Consider the following 26,162-nt stretch of genomic DNA (forward strand, 5'->3'; position numbering starts at 1 on the left):
GGTGGTGCGAGACCTAGCGGCCCAGGGAGAGCACCACGAGCACGGCCGTCGCCGCCGTCTCCGCCAGCGCGCCGAACACATCGCCGGTGACCCCGCCGAAGCGCCGGACGCAGCGGCGCAGCAGCAGTTCGGCGACGGCGACGGCGGCGACCACCGCGAGAGCGGCGCGCGCGCCGTCGTACGCGCCCAGCCCCGCGCCCGCCGCCCCGGCCGCCGCCACCACCACGATCGCCACGACCGCTGCCGCACCCCTCGGCACCACCCCGGCCACCGCCGCACCCAGCCCCTCCGGACGCGCGGCCGGTACCCCGGGGCGCGCGGCCAGGGTGAGCACGAGACGGGCGGCGGTCGCCGAGACGACGGCGGCCAGCGCGCCCCGTGCCCACGAGACGTCGTAGAGCCGGCCCAGCACGGCCGCCTGGGCCAGCAGCACCAGTACGAGGGTGAGCACCCCGAACGGTCCGATGTCCGACTGCTTCATGATCCTGAGCGCGTCCTCGGCCGGCTTGCCGCTGCCCAGCCCGTCGGCGGTGTCGGCGAGCCCGTCCAGGTGCAGCCCGCGGGTCAGCGCGGCCGGTACGGCGACGGAGGCGACGGCGGCGAGCGGCGCACCGGCGCCCAGGAACAGCAGCAGCACCCCCAGCCCGGCCGCGCAGCCGCCGACGACCAGACCGGCCACCGGGGCGGCGAGCATGCCGCCGCGCGCCGCCCCCCGGTCCCACCGGCGCACCCGGACGGGCAGCACGGTGAGCGTGCCGAAGGCGAAGCGGAGACCGTCGAGAGGGGAGGACTTGAGCACCGGCGCAGGTTACCCGGCGCTCACGAGGCCGCCTCCCGCCCCCAGGGCTAAAGTGCGCATATGGGGCACTGGTGGGAGCGGAACATCGTCGAACCGGGCAAGCTCCCGCTGCTGCTCGCCCTCAGCGCCTTCGTGCTGGCCTTCGTCGTCACCCGGGTCATCACCCGTCTGATCCGGGCCGGCAAGGGCCCGTTCGGCAACGTCAAGGCGGGCGGCCTGCACATCCACCACGTCGTCCCCGGGGTCATCCTCACCGTCGTCGGCGGCTTCGGCGCGGTCGCCAGCGACCGGCACGGCGCCGGCGGGGCGATCGCCGCCGTCGTCTTCGGCATGGGCGCGGGTCTCGTCATGGACGAGTTCGCGCTGATCCTGCACCTGGACGACGTCTACTGGAGCGAGGAGGGCCGCAAGAGCGTCGAGGTCGTCGTGCTCACCGTCGCCCTGGTCGGGCTGCTGCTGGCCGGCTTCTCGCCGTTCGGGGTGAACGACCTGACCCAGGACGAACTGCAGGACCGCGGCGGCGCCCTCGGCACCATCGCCGTGAACTTCCTCTTCGCGCTCGTCGCCCTGGGCAAGGGCAAGGCCCGGATCGCGATCTTCGGGGCCGTCGTGCCGCTGGTGGCGCTCTTCGGCGCGGTCCGGCTGGCCCGCCCCGGCTCGCTGTGGGCCCGCCGCTTCTACGGCCGCCGCCCCCGTGCCCGCGCCAGGGCCGCGCTGCGGGCCTACCACCACGACCGCCGCTGGGCCCGGCCGCGCCGCGCCGTTCAGGACTGGATCGGCGGCAGGCCCGACCCCCGGCCGGTCCGGCTGCCCGGCCGCCAGTGACCGTACCGCCGCAGCCACAGCCGTAGCCGTACCCGCAGCCGCAGGCACGTGTGCGGTCCGTGCCCGTACCGGTGCCGCACCGCCACCGCCAGGCAGAGCATCCCGACCGCCATCAGCGCGGCCAGATGCTCCTTGCCGGCGAGGTTCTCCTTGACCAGCACCTCCACGACCATCGCCACGGTCACCGCACCCGTGGTGACGTAGGCGCCGTACCGCCAGCTCGCGAACACCGCGAGGCCGACGACGGCGGCCGACGGCCCGGTGTCCACCACCTGCGCGTCGGTCCACGGCAGCCCGAAGGGGGCGTGCGGGCCGAGCACGATCCCCGCGCGGGCGTACAGCGTCCCGGCGAGCGTGGCGACGTACGCGATGACCAGCGTGCGCCACCAGCCCAGGCAGGCCTCGGCGATCCCGAACACGAACAGGATCTGCGCGAGCGCGCCCCACACCGGCAGGTCCAGGGCGGGGACGAACAGGGACAGGGGAGTGCGCAGCAGAGCCGCCCACAGCGGGTCCTCGGCCCGTACGGCGCCCAGGTCCTGCACGGCCTGGAAGCCCCACGGCCGGTTCTGCACGTACTGCAGCAGGGCCGTCAGGCACACCGCCGCGAGCGTCATCGGGAGCGCCCGCAGGCGCCGTTCCACCAGGGGCTCGCGTACGGCGACGCACAGCGGCCCCCATTCGGCGCGGGCCCAGCGGGCGAGCGTTCCCATCGGCGTTCCCCGTCCGTGTTCCTCGTCCGTGCGGCTATCGGTGGGTGTCCAGGTGCCTGCGGTGCAGCCACTTGGGCAGTCCCGGCGCCTCCAGGAAGCCCTCCGCGCGGGCCGCGGCGAGGCCGATGCGCAGCAGGTCCGCGCTCTTCTCGAAGAGCAGGAACCGCGGCTCCCAGATGGGCCGGTACTTGGCGTTGGCGCGGTACAGCGACTCGATCTGCCACCAGCGGGAGAAGAAGCTCAGCAGCGACCGCCACAGCCTCAGCACCGGACCGGCACCGAGGCGCGCACCACGTTCGAAGACCGACCTGAACACGGCGAAGTTGAGTGACACCTGCGTGATCCCGATCTCGCCGGCCCGCCGCAGCAGCTCGATGACCATGAACTCCATCAGCCCGTTGTCGGAGTCGCGGTCGCGCCGCATGAGGTCCAGCGACAGCCCGTTCGGGCCCCAGGGCACGAAGGAGAGCAGGGCCCGCAGCCTTCCATCGGCGTCCGTGCACTCCAGCATCACGCACCGGCCGTCCTCGGGGTCCGCGAGCCGGCCCAGGGCCATGCTGAAGCCGCGCTCGGTCGCCCCGTCCCGCCAGTCGTCCGCGCGCTCGACGAGATACGCCATGGCGTCCGCGGCGATGTCCTCGTGGCGGCGGATGCGCACCTGGTACCCGGCCCGCTTCACCCGGTTGTACGCCTGCCGGACGGTGCGCATGGCCCGTCCCTCCAGCGTGAACTCCGCGACCTCCACGATCGCCTCGTCGCCCAGCTCCAGTGCGTCCAGGCCGTGCCGGGCGTAGACGGTGCCGGCCTCCTCGCCCGCGCCCATCACCGCCGGGATCCAGCCGTGGGCGCGTGCCTCGGCCAGCCACGGCACGATCGCCCCCGGCCAGGCCTCCGGGTCCCCGATCGGATCGCCGGAGGCGAGACTCACCCCGCCGAGGACGCGGTAGGCGACGGCCGCCTTCCCGGTCGGCGACCACACCACGCTCTTCTCCCGGCGCAGCGCGAAATAGCCCAGCGAGTCGCGCTCGCCGTGCCGGTCCAGCAGGGCCCGCAGCCGCTTGCCGTCCTCGTCGGTGAGGGGGTCGACGGCCCGCCGGGAGCGGAAGGCGGCGTAGAACACGGCGAGGACGAGACCGGTGCTGAGCACGTTGATGGCCACGTTGGCCCAGTTGGGCGGGTCGATGCCGGGGAAGCGGGCTTCCTCGGCGGCCACGGACACCAGCCGCAGCGTGCCGTAGTGCCAGCGCTCCGGGAAGGTCGAACGGGCCGCGTCCGCGGCCTGGTTGGTGGCCGTCACCAGCAGCGCGGCCAGCAGGGAGGTGAGCAGGCCGCCGCCGACGGCGACCGTGGCGGCGAGCCGCGGGTTGGAGCGGTCTCCCTTGGCGTAGAACTCCCGGCGGCCGACGAGCAGCGCGCCGACGAACGCGGCCGTCAGCGCCAGGGAGATCCAGTTCTGCGGGTAGCGCCGGATCTCCGGGAACGCCATGGCGAAGGCGAACAGGGCGAGGAAGGCCCCGCTGAGCGCGAGGTTCAGGATCCACGCCGCCCGCTTGCGGCGGCGCATGGTGATGGCCAGGAACGCGGTGAACACGCCGGAGGCGAAGCCGGCCGTCAGCAGGTACGGGGTGAAGAAGTCGTCCTGGTTGTGCCGGCGCACGTCCTGACCGAGCGAGACCCACACCGCGCTGAGGAAGTTGATGAAGGCGACGGTCCGCAGATACCAGACGGCGAGGGCGGCGGCTCTACGGGAGGCCCCGGTGGACCGCCGCCCCTGCTCGTTCGGGCGCCCCGGGTCGGCTTGCGGCTGCACGGCAATTCGGGCATCTCCCATAGGGAAGGATCATATGGGTGCCGCTCCGGCGAACCCCGCCATCCCGGCCGCACACCCCCACCGCGCCCCGCCGGCCGCCCTGCCGCCACGGCAAGGCCGCCACCCTGCTCGCCTCGCCACCGCCGAACTTCCCCGCCCGCACGCCGCCGCCCACCTCCGCGCCGCCGCGACGGCACCCGGCCGGTGCCGGGCCCGGGCCGGCTAGTCCTCCGGGTTCTCCGGGGCCCTCTCCTCTTCCGGCTCCGGCTCCGGCTTCTCCTTCTCCGGCTCCGGCTCCGGCTCCGGCTTCTCCGGGAGTTCCGCCGCCAGCGCCGCGGCGGAGCGGACCAGAGGAAGCGCCAGGAGTGCCCCGACGCCCTCGCCGACCTTCACGCCCTGCTCCAGCAGTGGCTCCAGCGCCATCCGGTCCAGCGCCTTCGCCTGCCCCGGCTCGCCGCTGTCGTGCCCGGCCAGCCACCAGTCCGGCGCCCGGAAGGCGACCCGCTGGCCCACCAGCGCGCACGCGGCGGCCACCACTCCGTCCAGCACCACCGGCAGCTTCCGGACCGCGCACTGCAGCAGGAACCCGGTCATCGCCGCGAGATCGGCGCCGCCCACGGTCGCCAGCAACTGCAACTGGTCCCCGAGCACCGGCCGCGCCCGCCGCAGCGCGTCCCGGATCGCCGCGCACTTGCGCATCCACGCCAGGTCGTCGATGGCCAGGCCGCCCCGCCCGGTCACCACGGACGCGTCGGTCCCGCACAGCGCCGCGACGAGGACCGCCGCCGCCGTGGTCCCGCCCACGCTGATGTCACCGAGCACCACCAGGTCGGTCCCGGAGTCGGCCTCCTCGTCGGCGAGCGCGACGCCCGCCAGCAGAGCCGTCTCGGCCTCGTCCAGGGTGAGCGCGTCCTCGATGTCGATACGGCCGCTGCCCCGCCGCACCCGGTGCCGGACGACGGCCTCGGGAAAGGCGTCCGGATCGCAGTCCAGGGACAGGTCCACGACCCGTACCGGAACGTCCAGCCGCCGGGCGAGCACGGCGACCGGGCTCGTACCCTCCAGTACCGCCCGCACCAGCTGCTCCGCGCTGCCGGCGGGCCGTGCCGAGACGTCCAGAGCGGCGATGCCGTGGTCGCCGGCGAAGAGCACCACGCGGGGCCGGTCGACCGGCCGGACCGGCACCGCGCCCTGCGCGGCGGCCAGCCACTCGCCCAGCTCGTCGAGGCGTCCCAGAGCCCCGGGCGGCACGATCTGGCGCTCTCGGCGGGCCTCGGCGTCCCGGCGCACGCCCCCGTCCGGGCGCTCGATCAGATCGGTGAAGTCGTCCAGATCAATCCTGCTCATTCGCCGAAGAGTACAGCCGGCGAACGAACGTGTCGGTGCCAGATGGCCACCACGCCGTCACGTCGTCGTTGCACCCGAGATCGGTATCCCATACGTTCCGGTTTGCAGCGAATTGTCGCAGAGGGAGCCGTCCATGCCGACCACGCACCCCACGCCGTACGTCACCCCGGACACCACCGACACGTTCCAGGAGCCGCGCCGCGAGAACTGCCCCTGGTGCGGCTCCACGCGACTGCGGACCCGGATCCGGGCGAGCGATCCGCTGCGGCACCGGCCGGGCACGTTCGTCCTCGACCAGTGCCGTGACTGCGGCCACGCCTTCCAGAATCCCCGGCTCACGGCCGAGGGACTCGCCTTCTTCCACCGGGACTTCTACGAACGGCACCTGGCGGAGTTCACCGCCCGGATCCTCTCCGACGGCGCGGTCCGCCGCCGGCACCGGGCCACCGCGTACAAGCTGTCGGCCCTGCCCGAACCGGAGAGCTGGCTGGACGTGGGCACCGGGCACGGCCACTTCCCCGAGGCGGCGAAGGAGTTCTTCCCCTACACCAGTTTCGACGGCCTGGACCCCACCGCCCGCGTGGCACAGGCGCAACTGGAGGAGCGCGTCGAGGAAGCCCACCGCGGCTACCTCATGACCCCGGGCACGGCGGCCCGTCTGCGCGCCCGCTACGACGTGATCACCATGTTCCACCACCTGGCGCACGCCCCCGACCCACGCGCCGAACTCCGCGCCGCCCTCACGGCGCTGCGCCCCGGCGGCCACCTCGTCATCGAGGTCCCGGACCCGCGCTGCGCGTTCGCCGCCCTGCTCGGCAAGTGGTGGTATCCGTACGGCCAGCCCCGTCATCTGCACCTGGTGCCGCGGGCCAACCTGCGCGCCGAACTGGAGAACCTGGGCTGCACCGTGCTGGTGACGGACCGCAGCGCCCCGCACATCCCCTACGACCTGGCCGCGGCGCTCGCCCTGGCCCTGGCCCACGCCCACCCGTTGTCGAGGGCGATGGCGGCGCCGCTGCTCGACGTGGCCGCGATCATGGACCACGCCCTGGCCCCCCTGCTCCGCCGAACCCCGTTCTCCAACGCCTACCGGATCGTGGCACGCAAGAACACCGGCTGACCGGGCCCGCCGCGGACGCCGGCCGACCCCGAAGCGGCCGGCCGGCCGTGGCCGCCGTACCCGCCGCTCAGCCCCGCAGCAGCAGGGCCTGCCCGGCGACGACCAGCAGCACCTGCTCGCACTCGTCCGCGAACACCGCGTTCAGCCGCCCGAGTTCGTCCCGGTACCGGCGGCCCGAGGCGGTCGCCGGCACGATCCCGGAGCCCACCTCGTTGGAGACCGCCACCACGGTCCGCGCAGTGCACCGCAGCGCCTCCGCCAGCTCCCGCACCCGTTCCCGCAACGCCTTCTCGCCGCCGCCGGCCCACTCCGCGTCGTCCCACGCGCCCACCGCGTCCATCACGTCCGTCAGCCACAGCGACAGACAGTCGACCAGCAGCGGCGGCCCGTCCTGCGCCAGCAGCGGCACCAGGTCCGTCGTCTCGGTCGTACGCCACGACCCCGGCCGCCGCTCCCGGTGCACGGCCACCCGCGCCGCCCACTCGGTGTCCCCGCCCCGCGTCCCGCCGGTCGCCACGTACAGCACGTCCGGGAAGGCCTCCAGCCGGCGTTCGGCCTCCACCGACTTCCCCGAGCGGGCCCCGCCCAGCACCAGCGTCCGGCGCGGCACGTCCGGCACGTCCTCGTACGCCCCGACCGCCAGCGTCGTGCCGTCCGGCACCGCGCGCGCCCCGGCCGCCGCGAGCCGCCGCCGCAACTCCGGGCCGGGCGGCACGTCATGGTCGAGGTGGACGGCGAGCACGTCCGTGGCCGGGCCCACGGAGCCGACCGCCCGCAGCCGGGCGAGCGCGTCCGGGCGGCCCACCACATCGGCCAGAACCATGTCGTACGACTCCGCCGTCGCCTCCTCGAGACCCGCCGGGGCCCCGCCCGGCGGCAGATACAGCAGCCGCTGCCCGTCCGGCCCGGTCACCGCGTAGCCGGTGCCGCCCGCGTCCATGGCCAGAGCACGCACCCGGTGGCCCGTCAGCAGCGCCAACTCCCGCCCGTCCGGCACCCGCCCCGGCTGCGGCAGTCCGGCCGGCACCTCCATCGCGGGACCGTCGTGCGGATGCGACAGCAGCACCTGCCCCACCCCGCCCAGCGAACGGCCCGCCCGCGCCGCCGCGAACGCCGCTCCCGGCGTCAGGTCGAGCAGCAGCGCCCCGTCCACGAGCGCCGCGGTCGCGGCCCGCGCGTCCGGTCCGAGCGCGCTCGCACAGGCGGCGCAGGGGCAGTCGGGCCGGGGCAGTCCGGGCGGGGCACCGGTACCGAGCAGAGTGATTTCCACGCACCGATTTTCACCCGGCACAGCGGGTTGTGCGCACCGGCGCTCCCGGCGGGACGCCGCATCCGGGGTTCGGGGAAGGCGACCGACGGCAGCCGCGGGGGACGGCGGCCGCGGGTGGCCGCGCCGTGGTGGCGCGGTCCGTTCGCCCGGGCCCGCGGCCGATCGACGTCCTCTCTCCGCCGGCCCGGTGGAGCGCATACCCTGCGGGGAGCAGTTGGATCACAAGGAGGCCCACATGACGGCATGGACGTGGCGGTTCGAGAAGGCCGACGGGACGGAGGTCCAGCCCGCGGTGCAGCCCGAGGAGTTCACGACGCAGGGGGATGCCGAGTCCTGGATCGGCGAGCACTGGAAGGCGTTGCAGGAGGGTGGGGCCGACCAGGTGCTGCTGTTCGAGGAAGGTGCCCAGATCTACGGGCCGATGAGCCTTCACGCCGACGCGTCCTAGGGCTCGCGGACGCCGGGGAGGGGCCGGCGCCCATGACGGGCGCGGGCCCCTTCCTCGTCTCCTCACTGCTCGCCGAGCGTCACCTCGACCGTCTTCGCAACGCCGTCCCGCTCGTACGTCACCGACGTGCGCCGGCCCGGTCTTTCCGCCGCCAGCGCCTCCGACAGCGAGGTGACGGTGGTGACGGGCCGGTCGCCGACCTTGGTGACGACGTCGCCGGGCCGCAGCCCCGCCCGGTCGGCCGCGTCGCCGCCGCGGACGGTGACCACCGCCACCCCGGCCGGCTGGTAGGACGCGTCCACGACCGTCCGCGCCGTGATGCCCAGCGCCGCCCGCCCGGTGGCGACGACCTTGCCCTGCGCGACGATCTGCCCGGCGACCGTCCGCACCATCGACACCGGGATGGCGAAGCCGATACCGGCCGCCGCGCTGCCGCCGAGGCCGGGGTCGGCCGCCGCGAGCGTCGGGATGCCGACGACCCGCCCGTCGAGGCCGACCAGCGCACCGCCGCTGTTGCCCGGATTGATGGCGGCCGACGTCTGCACCATGTTCGCGATGGTGGCGCCCGTGCCCCCGTCGCTCTGCCCCTCGCTGACGGTCCGTCCGGTCGCCGAGACGATGCCCTGGGTCACGCTGGACGACAGCCCGAGCGGCGACCCCATGGCCAGCACGATCTGGCCGACCTGGACCTCCTCGGAGTTCCCGAGCACCGCCGGCTTCAGCCCGGCCGGCACCTTGTCCAGCCGGATCACGGCGAGGTCCTGCTCGGGGTAGGAGTAGACCAGGCTCGCGCCGAGCGGTTCCTCGCTGCTGGCCGTGGTCACCTTGAACGTCTTCTCGGTACCGACCACGTGCGCGTTGGTGACGATGTGCCCGTTGCCGTCGTACACGACCCCGGAGCCCAGGTCACCGCTCGCCTGGATCTGCACGACCGACGGCAGGGCCTCCTTGATGACCTTCTGGTACCGGCTCTGCAGATCGTCCGCGGTCATCGGCGCGGCCGCCCGGGTGGTCGCGGCGCCGTCCGGTCCGGCCGGCGCGGTGGAGGCGGTGCAGCCGGCGGCGAGGCCGGCGCAGCACAGCAGCGCCGCGGCGCGGCCGGCCGCCCCGAGGACACGGGTCGCTGCGCCCCTGCGACGGGCGCGGGTGGGGGAAGCGTGCATGTCCCGAGTCTCACCGCACGGTGATCGTCCGGCTCGCGCTGATGCCCCGAACGGGCTCAGCCCCGTACGCCGCACAGATGCAGCAGGGCCGCCACCCGGCGGTAGGGGTCGGTGCGCCCGGCCCGCTCCTCGGCCGCGAGCAGCGCGTTCAGGTCCTCGGGGATTCCCGCGCCGTCGGCCGCCGTGTCCGTGAAGACCCGCACGCCGTACCAGGCGTGCAAGGGGGCCGCGATGCCGGCGAGCGTGGCGGTGAGCGAGGCCAGCCGGTCGGCGCGCACGTGCAGGCCGAGGCGGTTGCGATAGGCGGTGGTGTCGAACGCCGCCAGGGCGCCGGCCCAGTCACCGGACAGGCCCGCCCGCATGGCGAGGGCGTCGCCGTTGCGCACGAGGAGCGACAGCAGGCCGCCGGGGGCGAGCATCCGGGCCAGGCCCGCCAGCAGCGGATCGGGCTCCTCGACGTACATCAGGACGCCGTGGCAGAGCACCACGTCGAAGCTGCCGGGGAGGAAGTGCACCCCGGTGTCGCGCCCGTCGCCCTGCACCAGCCGGACCCGCGCACGGATGCCCTCCGGCTGCCCGGCCAGGGCCTCGCGCGCGGCGGCGATCATGGTCGCGTCCTGCTCGACCCCGGTCACCTGATGACCGAGCCGGGCCAGCCGCAGCGCCTGCGTGCCCTGGCCCATGCCGACGTCGAGCACCCGCAACCGCTGCCCGACCGGGAACCGCCCGGCTATCTGCTCGTCGAGCTGCCGGGCCACCAGCTCCTGGCGTACGACGTCGCGCAGCCCGCCCAGCCCGTCCAGCCAGGCTTTGGCGGCACCCCCGGTGAAGGCCTCTGCGCTCAGGGCCGCTCTCCGCGCTTGACCTGCGGCTTCGGCAGTCGGAGCCGACGCATCTGCAGGGACCGCATCAGGGCGTAGGGGACCGCGCCGCGCGTGTTCTGGTCCGGGAAGCGCTCCTTGAGCCGCTTCCGCAGACGGAAGCCGCTGACCGCCGCGTCCAGAACGATCAGCACGATCACGATCAGCCACAGCAGCAGCGCGATGCTCTGGATCGACGGCACCCGCACCACGCTCAGCACGAGGATCACCACGGCGAGCGGCAGGAAGAACTCCGCCACGTTGAACCGCGAGTCCACCCAGGCACGGGCGAACTTGCGGACCGGGCCCTTGTCGCGGGCCGGGAGGTAACGCTCGTCACCGCTGGCCAGCGCCGCGCGCTGGCGGGCCAGCGCATCGCGCCGGTCCTCGCGCTGGCGCTTCGCGGCCTCCTTGCGGTTCGTCGGGGTGCGGGCCACGCTGCGGCGCTGGGACTGGGCCTCGTTGCGCTTCGGCGTGGGCCTGCCCTTGGGGGCCTGCGGGTCGCGGGTCTGCTTGGAGAGGGTCACCGGCGCCTTGTCGGCGGTCGGGGCCTTCTCTTCCTTGGCACGGCTACGGAACACAAAACCCAAGGGTAAGCGCTGCACCGGCATGGACCCCAGCCCGGACGGGAACGATCCCGCAACGCCGGACGTCTGTAGGGGGACAGAGGGGATGTTCCGGGGAGGTTCCGGAGACGTCTAGGGGAGGTGCGCACGGGGCGGGGCGGGATCCTGACGGAGTCCGTGCGGGGCCCGGCGTGGGTCCGGCATGGGTCCGGCTGTGCCAGGCCGGGTTCCCGTGGGGGACCGCGTACTCCCTGGGCCGGAGCGGAACCGACCGCAGTCGTCCTTGGGGATGAGCGCATCACCCCCGGAACAGTGCGGTAATGGATGCAGGGCCCGTACTGTGGGTTCTGTCGCAGGATCTGTGAGCTGGAGTCCGTCAGAAGGGGGCGCGCGAAGCCCATGAGCGGTGTCATGAAGCGTATGGGGATGATCTTCCGCGCGAAGGCGAACAAGGCCCTTGACCGGGCCGAGGACCCGCGCGAGACCCTCGATTACTCGTACCAGAAGCAGCTCGAGCTGCTGCAGAAGGTGCGCCGCGGCGTCGCCGACGTGGCGACCTCCCGCAAGCGTCTGGAACTCCAGCTGAATCAGTTGCAGCAGCAGTCCTCCAAGCTGGAGGACCAGGGCCGCAAGGCGCTCGCGCTCGGCCGCGAGGACCTCGCCCGCGAGGCGCTCTCCCGCCGCGCCGCCCTCCAGCAGCAGGTCACCGACCTGGAGACGCAGCACACGACCCTGCAGGGCGAGGAGGAGAAGCTCACCCTCGCGGCCCAGCGCCTGCAGGCCAAGGTGGACGCCTTCCGTACGAAGAAGGAGACCATCAAGGCGACGTACACCGCCGCCCAGGCGCAGACCCGCATCGGTGAGGCCTTCTCCGGCATCTCCGAGGAGATGGGCGACGTCGGCCTGGCCATCCAGCGCGCCGAGGACAAGACGCAGCAGCTCCAGGCCCGCGCCGGCGCCATCGACGAACTCCTCGCCTCCGGTGCCCTCGACGACCCCTCCGGCATGGCCAAGGACGACATCGCGGCCGAGCTGGACCGCCTCTCCGGTGGTACGGATGTAGAGCTGGAACTGCAGCGCATGAAGGCCGAGCTGGCCGGAGGCTCGCCGCAGCAGGCGATCGAGGGCGGTACCGGCACCGGCCAGGCGCAGTCCCAGCAGCAGCCGCAGGACACCCCGCGCTTCGACAAGCAGTAGCCCGGCGCCGGGGCCCGAGCCGAGGAGGCCGACGTGATCGTACGGATCATGGGGGAGGGCCAGGTGAGACTGGACGACTCCCAGTTCCCTGAGCTGAACAAGCTGGACGACGACCTGCTGGCGGAGGTGGAGAGCGGCGACGAGGCCGGCTTCCGGCGCACGCTCACCGCCCTCCTGGACGCCGTCCGCCGGCTCGGCTCCCCCCTGCCGGACGACTCGCTGGAGCCCTCCGAGCTGATCCTGCCGGCGGCGGACGCCTCGCTGGAGGAGGTCCGGGCCCTGCTCAGCGACGACGGCCTGATCCCCGGCTGATCCGCCCCGCGGGTCAGCCCAGGGTGAACCAGTTGCTGCGGGACTTCCGCCACTCCGGGTGGGAGAGGTCCTCGCCTGCTCGCCGTCCCCGTACAGGTCGGCGTCCCCGTCGTCGGTGATCAGCTGCACCCGGGCGCCGGCGGCGGTCAGGTCCGGCACGGACACGATCGACTCCCAGCCGCCCGCGTCCGCGGTGGGCAGGTCCAGTTCTGTGGGCTCTTTCGCGGGTGCCGTCCGGGTGCGTCTGCGGGTGCGGTTGGATCGTGGTCGCTCGCGCAGTTCCCCGCGCCCCTTCGGGGCGCGTTCTGGTTGCTCGCGTGGGTCCGCTCGGGCCTTCGGGGGTGCCGGGCGGTGTGGGGCGCCGGCGAAACACCCGTACTGTTCAGTGGCGTGAGCACTCTTGAACGTGCCCGGTGTGGTCTGAAGGCGCACCCGCTCGCGCTCGACGCGGCCATCGCCGCAGGGGTGCTGGTGTGCATGGTCGCCGGTTCCTTCGTCGTGCCGAAGGACGGGCACGGGGTCGCCTGGGGCGTCTGCAGCCCCGGCCCCGCCAGCCTCGTGCTGATGACCCTCGCCGCGATGGCGCTCGTCTTCCGCCGCCGCGTCCCCAAGACGGTCCTCGCCGTCACCGGCACGCTCTCCGTGATCGAGTCCGTCACCGGCGACCCGCGCGCACCCGTCGCGATGTCCGCCGTCATCGCGCTCTACACCGTCGCCTCGACCACCGACCGCACCACGACCTGGCGGATCGGCCTGCTCACCATGACCGTGCTCACGGCGGCCGCCATGCTCGGCGGCCCCCTGCCCTGGTACGCGCAGGAGAACCTCGGCGTGCTCGCCTGGACCGGCATCGGCGCCACCGCCGGGGACGCCGTGCGCAGCCGCCGGGCGGTCGTGCAGGCCATCCGGGAACGCGCCGAGCGCGCCGAACGCACCCGGGAGGAGGAGGCCCGCCGCCGGGTCGCCGAGGAGCGGCTGCGCATCGCCCGTGACCTGCACGACGTCGTGGCCCACCACATCGCGCTGGTCAACGTGCAGGCGGGGGTCGCCGCCCATGTCATGGACAAACGGCCCGACCAGGCCAAGGAGGCCCTCGGCCACGTCCGCGAGGCCAGCCGCAGCGCCCTGAACGAACTGCGCGCCACCGTCGGCCTGCTCCGCCAGTCCGGCGACCCCGAGGCCCCCACCGAGCCCGCCCCCGGCCTCAGCCGGCTCGAGGAGCTGGCCACCACCTTCCGCAGCGCCGGCCTCCGGGTCGAGGTGGCCCGCACCGACCAGGGCACTGCCCTCCCGGCCGCCGTCGACCTGGCCGCCTACCGGATCGTCCAGGAGGCCCTGACGAACGTGCAGAAGCACGCGGGCGCGACCAAGGCCGAGGTCAGCGTCGTACGCGTCGGACCGAACCTCGAGGTCACCGTCCTCGACGACGGAGCGGGCGAGGCCGCGGCACCCGGCGCCGGGGGCGGCCACGGCCTGCTCGGCATGCGCGAGCGGGTCACCGCCCTCGGCGGCACCCTGACCACCGGACCCCGCTACGGCGGCGGCTTCCGCGTCCATGCGATCCTGCCCGTCGAGACCCGTACGACGGCCCAGGGGGAGCCCGCATGACGATCCGTGTCCTGCTCGCCGACGACCAGGCACTGCTGCGCAGCGCATTCCGGGTGCTGGTCGACTCCGAGCCCGACATGGAGGTGGTGGGGGAGGCCTCCGACGGCGCCGAGGCGGTCCGGCTGGCCAAGGAGAACGCCGCCGACGTCGTCCTCATGGACATCCGCATGCCCGGCACCGACGGGCTCGCCGCCACCCGCCTGATCAGCGCCGATCCCTCCCTCGCACACGTACGCGTGGTCATCCTGACCACCTTCGAGGTCGACGACTACGTCGTACGGTCGCTGCGCGCGGGCGCCTCCGGTTTCCTCGGCAAGGGCAGCGAGCCGGAGGAACTGCTGAGCGCCATCCGGGTCGCCGCGGGCGGGGAGGCCCTGCTCTCCCCGGCGGCCACCAAGGGTCTGATCGCCCGCTTCCTCGCACAGGGCGACGACGACGGCGACCCCGCCCGCTCCGAGCGCCTGAACGCGCTCACCGGCCGGGAGCGGGAGGTGCTCGTGCAGGTCGCCGGCGGCCACTCCAACGACGAGATCGCCGAGCGCCTGGAGGTCAGCCCGCTGACCGTGAAGACGCACGTCAACCGGGCCATGGCCAAGCTCGGCGCCCGGGACCGGGCCCAGCTCGTGGTGATCGCCTACGAGTCGGGGCTGGTACGTCCGAGGATGGACTGACCTCCACCCGTGCGTACTGCGCGCGGAGTAGGGCCCGGATAAGGAACTGGACCTGGGGCCTACGGATCGGCCCTCCGGCATGGCTCAGGGTGGTGCAGTGGGCGCTCGCCTGTGCGTCCCGTCGTCGCCTTTCTCCGGTACGGAGCCCGTTCCATACCGGGCAGCGCTTCTGCCGCTCACAGAAGAGAGACCCAGACCCATGTCCTGGCTGTCGAGATTCAGCCTCGCGCAACGCGCCCTCGTCGGGCTCGTCTCGCTCATCGCGCTCGTCTTCGGGCTGATCGCGATACCCCAGATCAAGCAGCAGCTGCTGCCCACCATCGAACTGCCCATGGTGTCGGTGATCGCGCCGTACCAGGGTGCCTCGCCCGATGTGGTCGAGAAGCAGGTCATCGAGCCCATCGAGGACAATCTGCAGGCCGTCGACGGCGTCACCGGCGTCACCTCCACCGCCAGTGAGGGCAACGCCGTCATCATGGCGTCCTTCGACTACGGCAACGACACCAAGCAGCTCGTCGCCGATGTCCAGCAGGCCGTCAACCGGGCCCGCAACCAGCTCCCGGACGACGTCGACCCGCAGATCATCTCCGGCTCCACGGACGACATGCCGACCGTGGTCCTCGCCGTCACCTCCGGCAAGGACCAGCAGGCCCTCGCCGACCAGCTGGACAGGACGGTCGTCCCGTCCCTGAAGGACATCGACGGCGTGGGCCGGGTCCAGGTCATGGGCGTGCGCGACCTCCAGGTCACCGTCACCCCGGACGACGCGAAGCTGGCGCGGGCGGGTCTCACCTCCGCCGCTCTCGGCCAGGCCCTGCAGGCGGGCGGCGCGACCGTCCCGGCCGGTTCCTTCGACGAGAACGGCGCCAACCGCACCGTCCAGGTCGGCGGCGGCTTCACCTCCCTGAAGCAGATCCGGGACCTGATGGTCACCGGCGGGGGCTCCGGCAAGCCCGTGCGGCTGGGGACCGTGGCCGCCGTGCAGGAGCGGCCCGCCCCGGCCGACTCCATCACCCGCACCGACGGCAGGCCCAGCCTCGCCGTCAACGTCACCATGGACCACGACGGCAGCGCGGTCTCCATCTCGAACGCCGTCGAGGACAGGCTGCCCGGGCTGCGCAAGGACCTCGGCGCCGGCTCCGAGCTGACGGTGGTCAGCGACCAGGGGCCCGCCGTGTCCAAGTCCATCAAGGGCCTGACCACGGAAGGCGCGCTCGGCCTGCTCTTCGCGGTCCTGATCATCCTGGTCTTCCTGGCCTCGGTCCGCTCGACGCTGGTCACCGCCGTGTCCATCCCGCTGTCCGTCGTCCTCGCGCTGATCGTGCTGTGGACGCGCGGCCTGTCGCTCAACATGCTCACGCTCGGCGCGCTGACCATAGCCATCGGCCGCGTCGTCGACGACTCGATCGTGGTGCTGGAGAACATCAAGCGGCACCTCGGCTACGGCGAGGAGCGCAAGGAGGCGATTCTGACCGCCGTGCGCGAGGTGGCCGGCGCCGTCACCTCCTCCACTCTGACCACGGTCGCGGTGTTCCTCCCGATCGGCCTGGTCGGCGGCATGGTGGGCGCCCTGTTCGGCTCGTTCAGCATCACCGTGACGGCGGCCCTGCTGGCCTCCCTGCTGGTTTCGCTGACGGTCGTCCCGGTGCTGTCGTTCTGGTTCCTGCGGGCCCCGAAGGGCACCCCCGAGGACGCCGCGGAGGCCCGCCGCAGGGCCGAGGAGAAGGAGGCGAACAGCCGTCTGCAGCGCGCCTACGTCCCCGTCCTGCGCTTCGCGACGCGCCGCCGCCTCACCAGCGTGCTGATCGCGATCGTGGTCCTGGTCGTCACGTTCGGCATGGCCGGGCTGCTGAAGACCAACTTCTTCGACCAGGGCGAGCAGGAGGTGCTCACGGTCAAGCAGAAGCTGAGGCCCGGTACCAGCCTCGCGGCGACGGACGCCCAGGCGAAGAAGGTGGAGAAGCTGCTCGCATCCACCAAGGGCGTCAAGGACTACCAGGTCACCGTGGGCTCCTCCGGCTTCATGGCGGCCTTCGGCGGTGGCACGGACACCAACCAGGCGTCGTACCAGGTGATGCTGGAGGACGCGTCCTCGTACGACGACGTCCAGCAGCACATCGAGGACGGCCTGAAGAAGATCGAGGGCGCCGGGACGACCACCGTGTCGGCCGGTGACGGCTTCGGCAGCCAGGACCTGAGCGTCGTGGTGAAGGCCTCCGACCCCCGGGCGCTGCGTACGGCCGCCGAGCAGGTGCGCTCCGCGGTCGCCGGCCTCGACCACGTCACGGACGTCAGCAGCGACCTGGCGACGAGCGTGCCGCGGATCTCGGTCAGGGCGAACGCGAAGGCGGCGGCGGCCGGGTTCGACGACCAGAAGCTGGGCGCCGCGGTCGCCCAGGCGGTGCGCGGTACGACGGCGGGCAAGGCGATCCTGGACGACACCGAGCGCGACGTCGTCGTGAAGTCGGCCGAGCCCGCGACCACGCTGGCCCAGCTGAAGAAGCTGCGCCTCGGCCCGGTGAAGCTGGGTGACATCGCCACGGTGCGGCTCGTGGACGGCCCGGTGTCGATGACCCGGATCGACGGGCAGCGCGCGGCGACGATCACGGCCAAGCCGACCGGGGACAACACCGGAGCGGTCAGCTCCGATCTGCAGTCGAGGATCAAGGCCCTCGACCTGCCGGCGGGCGCGGAGGCCGAGATCGGCGGCGTCTCCTCCGACCAGGGCGACGCGTTCAAGAACCTGGGCCTGGCGATGCTGGCGGCGATCGCGATCGTCTTCATGCTCCTGGTCGCGACGTTCCGCTCGCTGGCACAACCGCTGATCCTGCTGGTCTCCATCCCGTTCGCGGCGACGGGCGCGATCGGTCTGCTGGTCGCCACCGGCACCCCGATGGGCGTCCCGGCGATGATCGGCATGCTGATGCTGATCGGCATCGTGGTGACCAACGCGATCGTGCTGATCGACCTGATCAACCAGTACCGCGAGCAGGGGCACGGCGTCGTCGAGGCCGTGATCGAGGGCGGCCGGCACCGGCTGCGCCCGATCCTCATGACGGCCCTGGCGACGATCTTCGCCCTGCTCCCGATGGCCCTGGGTGTCACCGGCGAGGGCGGCTTCATCGCCCAGCCGCTGGCCGTGGTCGTCATCGGCGGTCTGGTCACGTCCACCCTGCTGACGCTGCTGCTGGTGCCGACGCTCTACGCGATGCTGGAGCTGCGCAAGGAGCGCCGCGCCGAGAAGCGGGCGGCGAAGCGGGAGGGCACCCGGCCGGAGGTGCGCGAACCGGCGGGCGTCTGACCGCACATGGGCCGGCGGTCCCCGCACGCACCGAGGCCCGGCCCCCTCCTCAACCGAGGAGGGGGCCGGGCCTCGGGGGTGACCGGCGGGTTACGGCAGCGCCAGCATCCGCTCCAGCGCCAGCTTCGCGAACGCCTCGGTCTCCTTGTCGACCTCGATCCGGTTGACCAGGTTGCCCTCGGCCAGGGACTCCAGGGCCCAGACCAGATGCGGCAGGTCGATGCGGTTCATGGTCGAGCAGAAGCAGACCGTCCGGTCGAGGAAGACGATCTCCTTGCCCTCGGGCGCGAAACGATTCGCCAGTCGGCGGACCAGGTTCAGCTCCGTGCCGATGGCCCACTTGGAGCCCGCCGGAGCCGCCTCCAGGGCCTTGATGATGTACTCGGTCGAGCCGACGTAGTCCGCGGCGGCCACGACCTCGTGCCGGCACTCGGGGTGGACGAGGACGTTCACGCCGGGGATGCGCTCGCGCACGTCGTTCACCGAGTCCAGGCTGAACCGGCCGTGGACCGAGCAGTGCCCGCGCCACAGGATCATCTTCGCGGCGCGCAGTTCCTCGGTGGTCAGCCCGCCGTTCGGCTTGTGCGGGTTGTAGACCACGCAGTCGTCCAGCGACATGCCCATGTCCCGGACGGCGGTGTTGCGGCCCAGGTGCTGGTCGGGCAGGAAGAGGACCTTGGTGGTGGCTGGATCCCCCTGCTCGAAGGCCCAGTCGAGGGCGCGCTTGGCGTTCGACGAGGTGCAGATCGTGCCGCCGTGCTTGCCGGTGAAGGCCTTGATGTCGGCGGAGGAGTTCATGTACGACACGGGCACGACCTGCTCGGCGATCCCGGCCTCCGTCAGAACGTCCCAGCACTCGGCGACCTGCTCGGCCGTCGCCATGTCGGCCATGGAGCAGCCGGCGGCGAGGTCGGGCAGGACGACCTTCTGGTCGTCGGACGTCAGGATGTCCGCGGACTCGGCCATGAAGTGCACGCCGCAGAAGACGATGTACTCGGCCTCCGGGCGGGCGGCCGCGTCCCGGGCCAGCTTGAAGGAGTCGCCCGTGACGTCGGCGAACTGGATGACCTCGTCGCGCTGGTAGTGGTGGCCGAGCACGAAGACCTTGTCGCCGAGCCTCTCCTTGGCCGCGCGGGCGCGCATCACCAGGTCGGGGTCGGACGGCGACGGCAGGTCACCGGGGCAGTCGACGCCCCGCTCGCTCTTCGGGTCGGCCTCGCGGCCGAGCAGCAGCAGGGCGAGCGGAGTCGGCTGTACGTCGAGCTCCGGGGTCTGGGCGGTGGTCACGACACGCACCCTTTCTACTTTTCGTCTAACTGACGCTATCTATCATATCCGCTTCACGTCACTTTGACGACGGCCATAGCGTCCATGTGACGTGAATCCCGCCCGGCGCCCTCTTCCGGCCGCTGCCGATGCCGCCGGGCGTGTGCGAGCATGATGAAAGAAGGAAAAACGCGTCCACGCGAATGCCCGGCCGGAATGAATCCGCGCATGTGCCGGTTGCACTCGTCGGCAAGCAGTCTCCGTACAACCCGGGAGAGATGTAGATGTCCGTATCGGACGAGACCAGCACCGTCACCGACGGCATCATCCTGTCCGACGCCGCCGCGGCGAAGGTCAAGGCCCTGCTCGACCAGGAAGGCCGTGACGACCTGGCCCTGCGTGTCGCCGTTCAGCCCGGCGGCTGCTCGGGCCTGCGCTACCAGCTCTTCTTCGACGAGCGTTCCCTCGACGGCGATGTCGTCAAGGACTTCGGCGGCGTCAAGGTCGTCACCGACCGCATGAGCGCCCCGTACCTGGGCGGCGCGTCCATCGACTTCGTGGACACCATCGAGAAGCAGGGCTTCACGATCGACAACCCGAACGCGACCGGTTCCTGCGCCTGCGGCGACTCCTTCAGCTGAGCCCGGCGGGTCGTGAAGGACCGGTCCGCGCGGTCCGTGGAAGAGGGGGGGGGGGGGGGGGGGGGGGGGGGGGGGGGGGGGGGGGGGGGGGGGGGGGGGGGGGGGGGGGGGGGGGGGGGGGGGGGGGCGGCGGGGGCGGGGGCGGGGCCCCCCCCCCCCCCCCGGGCCCCCCCCGCCTCTTTCGGTGTCCGGACGCCGTCAGCGGGCCTGCGGCCGCAGCGCCCCCGGCTCGGACCGGGCGATCCGCGCCCCGTCGGCGCCGACCACCGTCCGCCCGTCGAGCGGCGCGTCCAGCCGTACGGTCTTCACGTACTCCTTGGCGATCAGCACGCACACCTTGTCCGGCCAGGGCTTCTCGGTGACGGTGACCGCCACCCGGCCGTCGCTCTCCGCGGCCGACACCGAGTAGTCGGCGCACACCCCGCCGAAGAAGCTCACCGTCAGCTTCCGGCCGTCGGCCGTATAGCCGTTCACCTTCACGTTCCGGGACTTCGGGGCGACGGTCGGCTCCGTCGGGGCCCCGGACCGGGCCGGCGCCGTCAGGTACTTCGGGTCGACCGCCGGATGCGTCACCGTGAAGGCGTCACCCGCCGCCGGCCCGCGCACCCGGAACAGCCAGGACGGCACAAGCGTCCGCCGCCCGCCGACCGAGTGCGAAGCCAGCCCGAACACCGCCTTCTCGACCGTGGCCGGGTCGCCCGCCCGCTTGGGCGCCCCCGTGGACGCGCCGCACGGCTGCTCCAGCCGGTCCTTCGCCGGCACCGGCGTGGCACAGCCCCCGATCCCCATCCGGTGGCCGCTCTTCACCGCACCGTTCATCAGCCGCAGCGTCTTCCGCGCGCTCAGCACGGGATACGTGTCGCCCTTGACGGGGAGGGCCAGCAGCCCGTGGCCGCCGACCGCCTCGCCCTTCTTGCCGATCGTCAGCCCGGTGGTCCAGCCGTACGTCGGCAGCCCGCCGACCACCGGATCCGCGTTGACCACGCGCTGGGCCCCCAGCACCTGGCCGGCGTCGATCTTCGCACCGTCCAGCCCGGCCGCCTTCAGCACCGGCGCCGCCGCCTTCACCGCCTCCCGCTCGCCGATCGGGCCACCGGTGGGGCCCATCGGGTCGTGGGCGCACAGGGGGCCCTTCCTGCAGTCGTCGGTGCCCGGCGCGTACCGGCTGTAGGTCCAGTCGCCGGGCGCGTCCCGGTTCACCCGCAGCACCGGGCCCGAGCCGTCCTTGCCGCCGACCCGCCAGTTCCGCCCCTCGGCCACCGGCGTCGCGTCCATGCCGAACGCCTTCGCCAGCCGGGCCACGGCGTCCCTGCCGACCTCGCCCCTCGCCGCGTACACCGGCGCCGATCCGGGCCCGTCCGGCAGTTCGCCCGGCGCCACGTACGTCGCGCCGCCCGGGTCGGGCTCCCCGGGCGCGATGCCGTTCGTGCCGCCCGAGCCGTCCAGCGCCAGCGGCGGGGGAGTGCCACGCCCTCCGGAGGCGCCCGGAGCCGTGCCGCCGCCCCCGCCGCCGCTCGCGGCCAGGCAGGCGCCGCCACCGGCGACCAGCAGCACCGCGACCGCCACCGAGGCGACGGCCATCGGGGAGCGGCGCAGGCCGGACCGCTCACCGGTGTCCCCGTCGCCGACCCGCGGCTCCTGCGCCGCATGTCCACCGGAATTCTCCGGCACCTCCGCGTCACCGGAGTTCTCAGGCCGCTCGGTGTTCACCGCATCGCTCCTCGCTGGATCGTGTCCCGGATCCCCGCAGCGGGGGACGGCGATGGGACGCGGAAGGCGGGCGTGCGGTTCCCGGGACTGCTCCGGACGGGTCAGTCGCCGTAGTCCGACATCGCGTCCAGCAGCCGGGCGGACCGGGCCGGGACCCGTACGCCGTGGATCAGGGACGGCGGCACCGGCCGCGCCGCGGCACGCTCGGGAACCGCCCAGTGCGGAACCATCCGGGCACAGTCACCGCGCAGCGCGGCGAGGTCGCCGTCGTACTCGGCGGGTCGGCTGGAGTCGGCCTTGGGATTCGTCATGAGCGCACCGTAGGCACGCTCGGGTCCGCGAAGAAAGATCTACTATCGGGTAGTTTTGCCAGCTTCAGTGGCGCCGCACGAACGGGTAGCGTGAACTGTCAATCCCGCCTCCCGCAGGAGAATGCCGACGTGCGCATCGCAGTCACCGGCTCCATCGCCACCGACCACCTCATGACCTTCCCCGGCCGATTCGCCGAGCAGTTCGTCGCGGACCAGCTGCACACGGTCTCGCTCTCCTTCCTGGTCGACAATCTGGACGTGCGCCGGGGCGGTGTGGGCGCGAACATCGCCTTCGGCATGGGCCAGCTCGGCACGGCGCCGATCCTGGTCGGTGCCGCCGGCTTCGATTTCGACGAGTACCGGGCCTGGCTCGACCGGCACGGCGTGGACACCGAGTCCGTCCGTATCTCCGAGACCCTGCACACCGCCCGCTTCGTGTGCACCACGGACGCCGACCACAACCAGATCGGCTCCTTCTACACCGGCGCGATGAGCGAGGCCCGGCAGATCGAGCTGAAGACCGTCGCCGACCGCGTGGACGGCCTCGACCTGGTCCTGATCGGCGCCGACGACCCGGAGGCGATGCTCCGCCACACGGAGGAGTGCCGCTCCCGGGACATCCCGTTCGCCGCCGACTTCTCCCAGCAGATCGCCCGCATGGAGGGCGAGGAGATCCGGATACTGCTGGACGGCGCGACGTACCTCTTCTCGAACGAGTACGAGAAGGGCCTCATCGAGTCCAAGACCGGCTGGAGCGACGCCGAGATCCTGTCCAAGGTCGGCCACCGCGTCACCACGCTCGGCTCGCAGGGCGTGCGCATCGAGAGTGTCGGCCAGGACCCGATCGAGGTCGGCTGCGCGGAGGAGGAGCGCAAGGCCGACCCCACCGGCGTCGGCGACGCCTTCCGCGCCGGATTCCTGTCCGGCCTGGTGTGGGGTGTCTCGCTGGAGCGGGCCGCGCAGGTCGGCTGCATGCTGGCGACGCTGGTCATCGAGACGGTGGGTACGCAGGAGTACCAGCTGCGGCGGGGCCACTTCATGGAGCGGTTCACCAAGGCGTACGGGGAGTCGGCGGCCGACGAGGTGCGGGTCCACCTGGGCTGAGGCCGCCGCCGGCCACGCCGCTGCCGCGGGGCGCCGTCGCGGCTGCGGGACGTTCGCCGTTCGCCGTCGGGGCGGGTGCGGGTGCGGGTGCGCGGGGGCCGGTCGTGCGGTTTTCCGCGCCCCTTGCGGGGCCGCGGCCCGGGGTCGCGTCGGTTCGCGCTTCGGGTGCGGGTGCGCGGGGGCCGGTCGCGCGGTTCCCCGCGCCCCCTGCGGGGCGCGCCGCCTTCCGGGCCGCGTCAGGTCAGGCGGCGTACCAGGTAGGCCGTGCCTCGGTCCGCCGGCTCCTCGCCGATGTACTGCTGGGCCCGCATCTCGCACCAGGCCGGGATGTCCAGGCGGGCCGCCGCGTCGTCGGAGAGGACGCGGACCGTGCCGCCCACCGGTACGTCCCCGATCACCTTCGCCAGCTCGATGACGGGAATCGGGCAGCGCTTGCCGAGGGAGTCGACGACCAGCTCCCGCGCCCGTACCGCGGTCGCCGGCGCGGGCGCCCCCAGCTTCTCCCGGACGGCGGCCACCGCCCCCGGCAGCACCTCCAGGAACCGGTCCACGTCCGCCCCGGCCACCCCCATCGGCAGCGAGACGCGCACATTGCCCTCGCTCAGCACGCCCATCGCCTTCAGCACATGGCTGGGCGTCAGCGTGCTGCTGGTGCAGGACGACCCGGACGAGACGGAGAAGCCCGCCCGGTCCAGCTCGTGCAGCAGCGCCTCCCCGTCGACGTACAGACAGGAGAAGGTGACGATCCCGGGCAGCCGGCGCTCGGGGTCGCCGACCACCTCCACGTCGGCCACGACCTCCGGCACCCGTGCGCGGATCCGTTCCGTCAGCTCCCGCAGCCGTACCGCCTCCTGTGCCGCCTCGGCCCGCACCGCCCGCAGGGAGGCCACGGCCGCCACGATCGCCGGGATGTTCTCGAACCCCGGCGCCCGCCCCGACTCCCGCTCGTCCACCGGGCCTTGGGCGGCGAACCGCACCCCTTTGCGGACCACGAGCAGCCCGACCCCCGACGGCCCACCCCATTTGTGCGCACTCGCCGCCAGCAGCGACCAGTCGCCCTCGACCGGCCCCCACCCCAGCGACTGCGCCGCGTCCACCAGCAACGGCACCCCGGCCGCCCGGCACACCTCGGCCACCCCGGCCACCGGCTGCACGGTGCCCACCTCGTGGTTGGCGGACTGCAGAACGGCCAGCGCGGTGTCCTCGCGCAGCGCGGCCGCGTAGTCCGCCGCCGCGACGGCTCCGGCCCGGTCCACGGACACCCGGGTGACCGCCCCGCCGGCCGCCTCGAACACCTCGGCCGAATGGAGTACGGAGGAGTGTTCGACGGCGGACACGATCAGGTGGCGTCCCACCCGCCGCCGCCCGGCCAACGCCCCGGCGACGCCCGTGTGGACGGCCCGGCTCCCGGACGGCGTGAACACCACCTCGTCGGCCCGGCACCCGATGGCCTCCGCCGCGGCCTCCCGTGAGGCGTCCAGCAGCATGCGGGCCTTGCGGCCCTCCCGATAGAGCCGGGCGGGGTCGGCCCAACCCTCGTCCAGCGAGGCCAACAACGCCTGGCGGGCCACGGGGTGCAGGGGAGCGGCGGAGGCAGCATCGAAGTAGGACACAAGGCAACGGTAAGACTTCGGTGAAGGCGCCCGGCCCAGGGGCGCGGGGAGCGGCGCCACCAGCCACAACGTGCCCCGCGTCCACACGCCGAACCGGGACAACCCGAGCTATTGGGCGCCCGATCCGACCCCTTCGGAGTGACCGGCGGCGCGTATGCCCCCCTCCCCGCGAACCCTCGGAGAGCGTCGGCTAGGGTTTGGTCCGCATAAACATCCAAACCCCTGCCCGACGCAGGGCGGCGACCGACCAGCGAGAAGGCCGCGCCGACCGCGCGGGCGAGACTCTCGGGAAGGCGCTACGTGAGTCCCAACGGCTCCGACCGCTCGCCGCGGCGCCCGATGCGGCGGAAGCTGCTGCAGGCACTGACCGCGGGCCTGGTCCTGGCGACCGCTACCGGTTGCACATACAAGGACTTCCCCCGCCTTGGTATGCCCACCCCGACCACGGAAGAGGCTCCGCGGATCCTCTCCCTGTGGCAGGGCTCCTGGGCTGCCGCGCTCGCCGTCGGCGTGCTGGTGTGGGGCCTGATCCTGTGGAGCGCCATGTTCCACCGGCGCAGCCGCACCAAGGTCGAGGTACCTCCGCAGACCCGGTACAACATGCCGATCGAGGCCCTGTACACGGTGGTCCCGATCATCATCATCTCGGTGCTCTTCTACTTCACGGCCCGGGACGAGTCGAAGCTGCTCAGCCTCACCGACAAGAAGCCAGAGGTCACGGTCAACGTGGTCGGCTTCCAGTGGAGCTGGGGCTTCAACTACGTCGAGAACGTCCCGGGCTCCACCGGTGACGCCAAGACCGACAAGAACCTGGACGCCATTCCGGACCGGTTCAAGGACGCCTTCCCGGCGAACGCCGGCGGCGTCTACGACGTCGGTACGCCCGGTACGCGGAACCCGCAGACGCACAACCCCGGTCCGACTCTCTGGCTCCCCAAGGGCAAGACGGTCCGCTTCGTCCTGACCTCTCGTGACGTCATCCACTCCTTCTGGGTGGTGCCGTTCCTGATGAAGCAGGACGTCATCCCGGGCCACACCAACGCCTTCCAGGTGACCCCCAACAAGGAGGGCACCTTCCTCGGCAAGTGCGCCGAGCTCTGCGGCGTCGACCACTCCCGGATGCTGTTCAACGTGAAGGTCGTCTCCCCCGAGCGCTACGAGCAGCACCTCAAGGACCTCGCCAAGAAGGGGCAGACCGGTTACATTCCCGCCGGCATCGCGCAGACGAGCCACGAGAAGAACCGGGAGACGAACAACCTGTGAGCATCCTCAACGAACCCCAGGGTGCCGCGGCAGCTGAGGACTCGTACGAGAACGAGCTGCCGGTCAGGCGCAAGCAGCCCGGCAACGTCGTGGTGAAGTGGCTGACGACCACCGACCACAAGACGATCGGGACGCTGTATCTGGTCACCTCGTTCGCGTTCTTCCTGATCGGTGGCGTGATGGCGCTGCTGATGCGCGCCGAGCTGGCCCGGCCGGGTCTGCAGTTCATGTCGAACGAGCAGTT

The 26,162-nt window shown here is 72.9% G+C and carries 23 protein-coding genes and 2 pseudogenes; 12 read left to right on the top strand and 13 right to left on the bottom strand.

The window, feature by feature from the left end; translation table 11 throughout:
- Positions 1 to 13: 13 nt before the first annotated feature.
- A complete protein-coding gene (locus ACGFT2_RS30790) occupies positions 14 to 799 on the bottom strand; it encodes an adenosylcobinamide-GDP ribazoletransferase (RefSeq protein ID WP_393284567.1) in 786 nt (261 codons plus the stop codon).
- A gap of 60 nt (positions 800 to 859) precedes the next feature.
- On the opposite strand from ACGFT2_RS30790, the gene ACGFT2_RS30795 reads away from it, so the two are divergent.
- Entirely contained in the window at positions 860 to 1,624 is a 765-nt protein-coding gene (locus tag ACGFT2_RS30795) for a hypothetical protein (RefSeq protein ID WP_393284570.1), read from the top strand.
- Here the strand turns inward: ACGFT2_RS30795 and ACGFT2_RS30800 are convergent.
- From ACGFT2_RS30800 to cobT, 3 genes are all read right to left on the bottom strand, one after another.
- Positions 1,564 to 2,337: a hypothetical protein gene (locus tag ACGFT2_RS30800; protein ID WP_393284573.1), complete on the bottom strand. Its 774-nt coding sequence runs from the start codon at positions 2,335 to 2,337 to the stop codon at positions 1,564 to 1,566. The two genes, ACGFT2_RS30795 and ACGFT2_RS30800, sit on opposite strands and share 61 nt — an antisense overlap.
- 34 nt (positions 2,338 to 2,371) lie before the next feature.
- Positions 2,372 to 4,168, bottom strand: coding sequence for a phosphatidylglycerol lysyltransferase domain-containing protein (locus tag ACGFT2_RS30805; RefSeq protein WP_393284576.1), 1,797 nt, complete (start codon positions 4,166 to 4,168; stop codon positions 2,372 to 2,374).
- A gap of 201 nt (positions 4,169 to 4,369) precedes the next feature.
- Complete coding sequence (gene cobT / locus ACGFT2_RS30810) at positions 4,370 to 5,494, bottom strand: nicotinate-nucleotide--dimethylbenzimidazole phosphoribosyltransferase (protein ID WP_393284579.1); 1,125 nt, start codon at positions 5,492 to 5,494, stop codon at positions 4,370 to 4,372.
- A gap of 133 nt (positions 5,495 to 5,627) precedes the next feature.
- Between cobT and ACGFT2_RS30815 the strand changes: the two genes are divergently transcribed.
- Positions 5,628 to 6,614 carry a class I SAM-dependent methyltransferase gene (locus ACGFT2_RS30815; RefSeq protein ID WP_393284582.1) on the top strand — a complete coding sequence of 329 codons (987 nt, stop codon included), beginning with the start codon at positions 5,628 to 5,630 and terminating at the stop codon, positions 6,612 to 6,614.
- 67 nt (positions 6,615 to 6,681) lie between these two features.
- Here the strand turns inward: ACGFT2_RS30815 and ACGFT2_RS30820 are convergent, their stop codons facing one another.
- Positions 6,682 to 7,884 (bottom strand): bifunctional adenosylcobinamide kinase/adenosylcobinamide-phosphate guanylyltransferase, encoded by a 1,203-nt coding sequence (locus ACGFT2_RS30820; RefSeq protein WP_393284585.1) that lies wholly within the window; start codon positions 7,882 to 7,884, stop codon positions 6,682 to 6,684.
- Positions 7,885 to 8,119: 235 nt separating this feature from the next.
- On the opposite strand from ACGFT2_RS30820, the gene ACGFT2_RS30825 reads away from it, so the two are divergent.
- On the top strand, positions 8,120 to 8,332 hold the full coding sequence (locus ACGFT2_RS30825) for a hypothetical protein (protein WP_393284588.1): 213 nt from the start codon (positions 8,120 to 8,122) through the stop codon (positions 8,330 to 8,332).
- A gap of 62 nt (positions 8,333 to 8,394) precedes the next feature.
- Here the strand turns inward: ACGFT2_RS30825 and ACGFT2_RS30830 are convergent, their stop codons facing one another.
- From ACGFT2_RS30830 to ACGFT2_RS30840, 3 genes are all read right to left on the bottom strand, one after another.
- Positions 8,395 to 9,495 carry a S1C family serine protease gene (locus ACGFT2_RS30830; RefSeq protein ID WP_393284591.1) on the bottom strand — a complete coding sequence of 367 codons (1,101 nt, stop codon included), beginning with the start codon at positions 9,493 to 9,495 and terminating at the stop codon, positions 8,395 to 8,397.
- A 56-nt stretch (positions 9,496 to 9,551) separates the two neighbouring features.
- On the bottom strand, positions 9,552 to 10,253 hold the full coding sequence (locus tag ACGFT2_RS30835; protein WP_393284594.1) for a class I SAM-dependent methyltransferase: 702 nt from the start codon (positions 10,251 to 10,253) through the stop codon (positions 9,552 to 9,554).
- An 83-nt stretch (positions 10,254 to 10,336) separates the two neighbouring features.
- On the bottom strand, positions 10,337 to 10,966 hold the full coding sequence (locus tag ACGFT2_RS30840; RefSeq protein WP_393284597.1) for a DUF3043 domain-containing protein: 630 nt from the start codon (positions 10,964 to 10,966) through the stop codon (positions 10,337 to 10,339).
- A gap of 354 nt (positions 10,967 to 11,320) precedes the next feature.
- Here ACGFT2_RS30840 and ACGFT2_RS30845 point away from each other — a divergent pair, with 354 nt between their 5' ends.
- Both ACGFT2_RS30845 and ACGFT2_RS30850 read left to right on the top strand, forming a co-directional pair.
- Positions 11,321 to 12,118, top strand: coding sequence for a PspA/IM30 family protein (locus ACGFT2_RS30845; RefSeq protein ID WP_393284600.1), 798 nt, complete (start codon positions 11,321 to 11,323; stop codon positions 12,116 to 12,118).
- Between the two features lie 33 nt (positions 12,119 to 12,151).
- Entirely contained in the window at positions 12,152 to 12,430 is a 279-nt protein-coding gene (locus tag ACGFT2_RS30850) for a hypothetical protein (RefSeq protein ID WP_393284602.1), read from the top strand.
- Between the two features lie 13 nt (positions 12,431 to 12,443).
- On the opposite strand, the pseudogene ACGFT2_RS30855 reads toward ACGFT2_RS30850, so the two are convergent.
- Positions 12,444 to 12,637: pseudogene (locus tag ACGFT2_RS30855) on the bottom strand (hypothetical protein); the annotation flags it as partial.
- A gap of 183 nt (positions 12,638 to 12,820) precedes the next feature.
- On the opposite strand from ACGFT2_RS30855, the gene ACGFT2_RS30860 reads away from it, so the two are divergent.
- From ACGFT2_RS30860 to ACGFT2_RS30870, 3 genes are all read left to right on the top strand, one after another.
- Positions 12,821 to 14,038, top strand: coding sequence for a sensor histidine kinase (locus ACGFT2_RS30860; protein WP_393284605.1), 1,218 nt, complete (start codon positions 12,821 to 12,823; stop codon positions 14,036 to 14,038).
- Positions 14,035 to 14,709, top strand: coding sequence for a response regulator (locus ACGFT2_RS30865; protein ID WP_393284606.1), 675 nt, complete (start codon positions 14,035 to 14,037; stop codon positions 14,707 to 14,709). Before ACGFT2_RS30860 ends, ACGFT2_RS30865 begins: the two co-directional genes overlap by 4 nt.
- A 199-nt stretch (positions 14,710 to 14,908) precedes the next feature.
- Positions 14,909 to 18,010 carry an efflux RND transporter permease subunit gene (locus ACGFT2_RS30870; protein WP_393284609.1) on the top strand — a complete coding sequence of 1,034 codons (3,102 nt, stop codon included), beginning with the start codon at positions 14,909 to 14,911 and terminating at the stop codon, positions 18,008 to 18,010.
- Between the two features lie 90 nt (positions 18,011 to 18,100).
- Here ACGFT2_RS30870 and nadA read toward each other — a convergent pair whose 3' ends face one another.
- A complete protein-coding gene (gene nadA, locus ACGFT2_RS30875; protein WP_393284612.1) occupies positions 18,101 to 19,297 on the bottom strand; it encodes a quinolinate synthase NadA in 1,197 nt (398 codons plus the stop codon).
- A gap of 263 nt (positions 19,298 to 19,560) precedes the next feature.
- Here nadA and ACGFT2_RS30880 point away from each other — a divergent pair, with 263 nt between their 5' ends.
- On the top strand, positions 19,561 to 19,917 hold the full coding sequence (locus ACGFT2_RS30880; RefSeq protein WP_030582488.1) for an iron-sulfur cluster assembly accessory protein: 357 nt from the start codon (positions 19,561 to 19,563) through the stop codon (positions 19,915 to 19,917).
- A gap of 198 nt (positions 19,918 to 20,115) precedes the next feature.
- Here the strand turns inward: ACGFT2_RS30880 and ACGFT2_RS30885 are convergent, their stop codons facing one another.
- Both ACGFT2_RS30885 and ACGFT2_RS30890 read right to left on the bottom strand, forming a co-directional pair.
- Entirely contained in the window at positions 20,116 to 21,627 is a 1,512-nt protein-coding gene (locus tag ACGFT2_RS30885; RefSeq protein ID WP_393284616.1) for a hypothetical protein, read from the bottom strand.
- Positions 21,628 to 21,728: 101 nt separating this feature from the next.
- Positions 21,729 to 21,938, bottom strand: coding sequence for a hypothetical protein (locus ACGFT2_RS30890; protein WP_393284619.1), 210 nt, complete (start codon positions 21,936 to 21,938; stop codon positions 21,729 to 21,731).
- A 129-nt stretch (positions 21,939 to 22,067) separates the two neighbouring features.
- Here ACGFT2_RS30890 and ACGFT2_RS30895 point away from each other — a divergent pair, with 129 nt between their 5' ends.
- Positions 22,068 to 23,042 (top strand): carbohydrate kinase family protein, encoded by a 975-nt coding sequence (locus ACGFT2_RS30895; protein WP_393284621.1) that lies wholly within the window; start codon positions 22,068 to 22,070, stop codon positions 23,040 to 23,042.
- Between the two features lie 236 nt (positions 23,043 to 23,278).
- Here the strand turns inward: ACGFT2_RS30895 and ACGFT2_RS30900 are convergent, their stop codons facing one another.
- Positions 23,279 to 24,655 (bottom strand): cysteine desulfurase/sulfurtransferase TusA family protein, encoded by a 1,377-nt coding sequence (locus ACGFT2_RS30900; RefSeq protein WP_393284623.1) that lies wholly within the window; start codon positions 24,653 to 24,655, stop codon positions 23,279 to 23,281.
- A 300-nt stretch (positions 24,656 to 24,955) separates the two neighbouring features.
- Here ACGFT2_RS30900 and coxB point away from each other — a divergent pair, with 300 nt between their 5' ends.
- A complete protein-coding gene (gene coxB, locus ACGFT2_RS30905) occupies positions 24,956 to 25,918 on the top strand; it encodes a cytochrome c oxidase subunit II (RefSeq protein ID WP_393284626.1) in 963 nt (320 codons plus the stop codon).
- A pseudogene (locus ACGFT2_RS30910) lies at positions 25,915 to 26,162 on the top strand (cytochrome ubiquinol oxidase subunit I); the annotation flags it as partial. The gene coxB and the pseudogene ACGFT2_RS30910, both read left to right, overlap by 4 nt.

The sequence above is a fragment of the Streptomyces sp. NPDC048514 genome (assembly GCF_043199955.1).
Classification (GTDB): domain Bacteria; phylum Actinomycetota; class Actinomycetes; order Streptomycetales; family Streptomycetaceae; genus Streptomyces.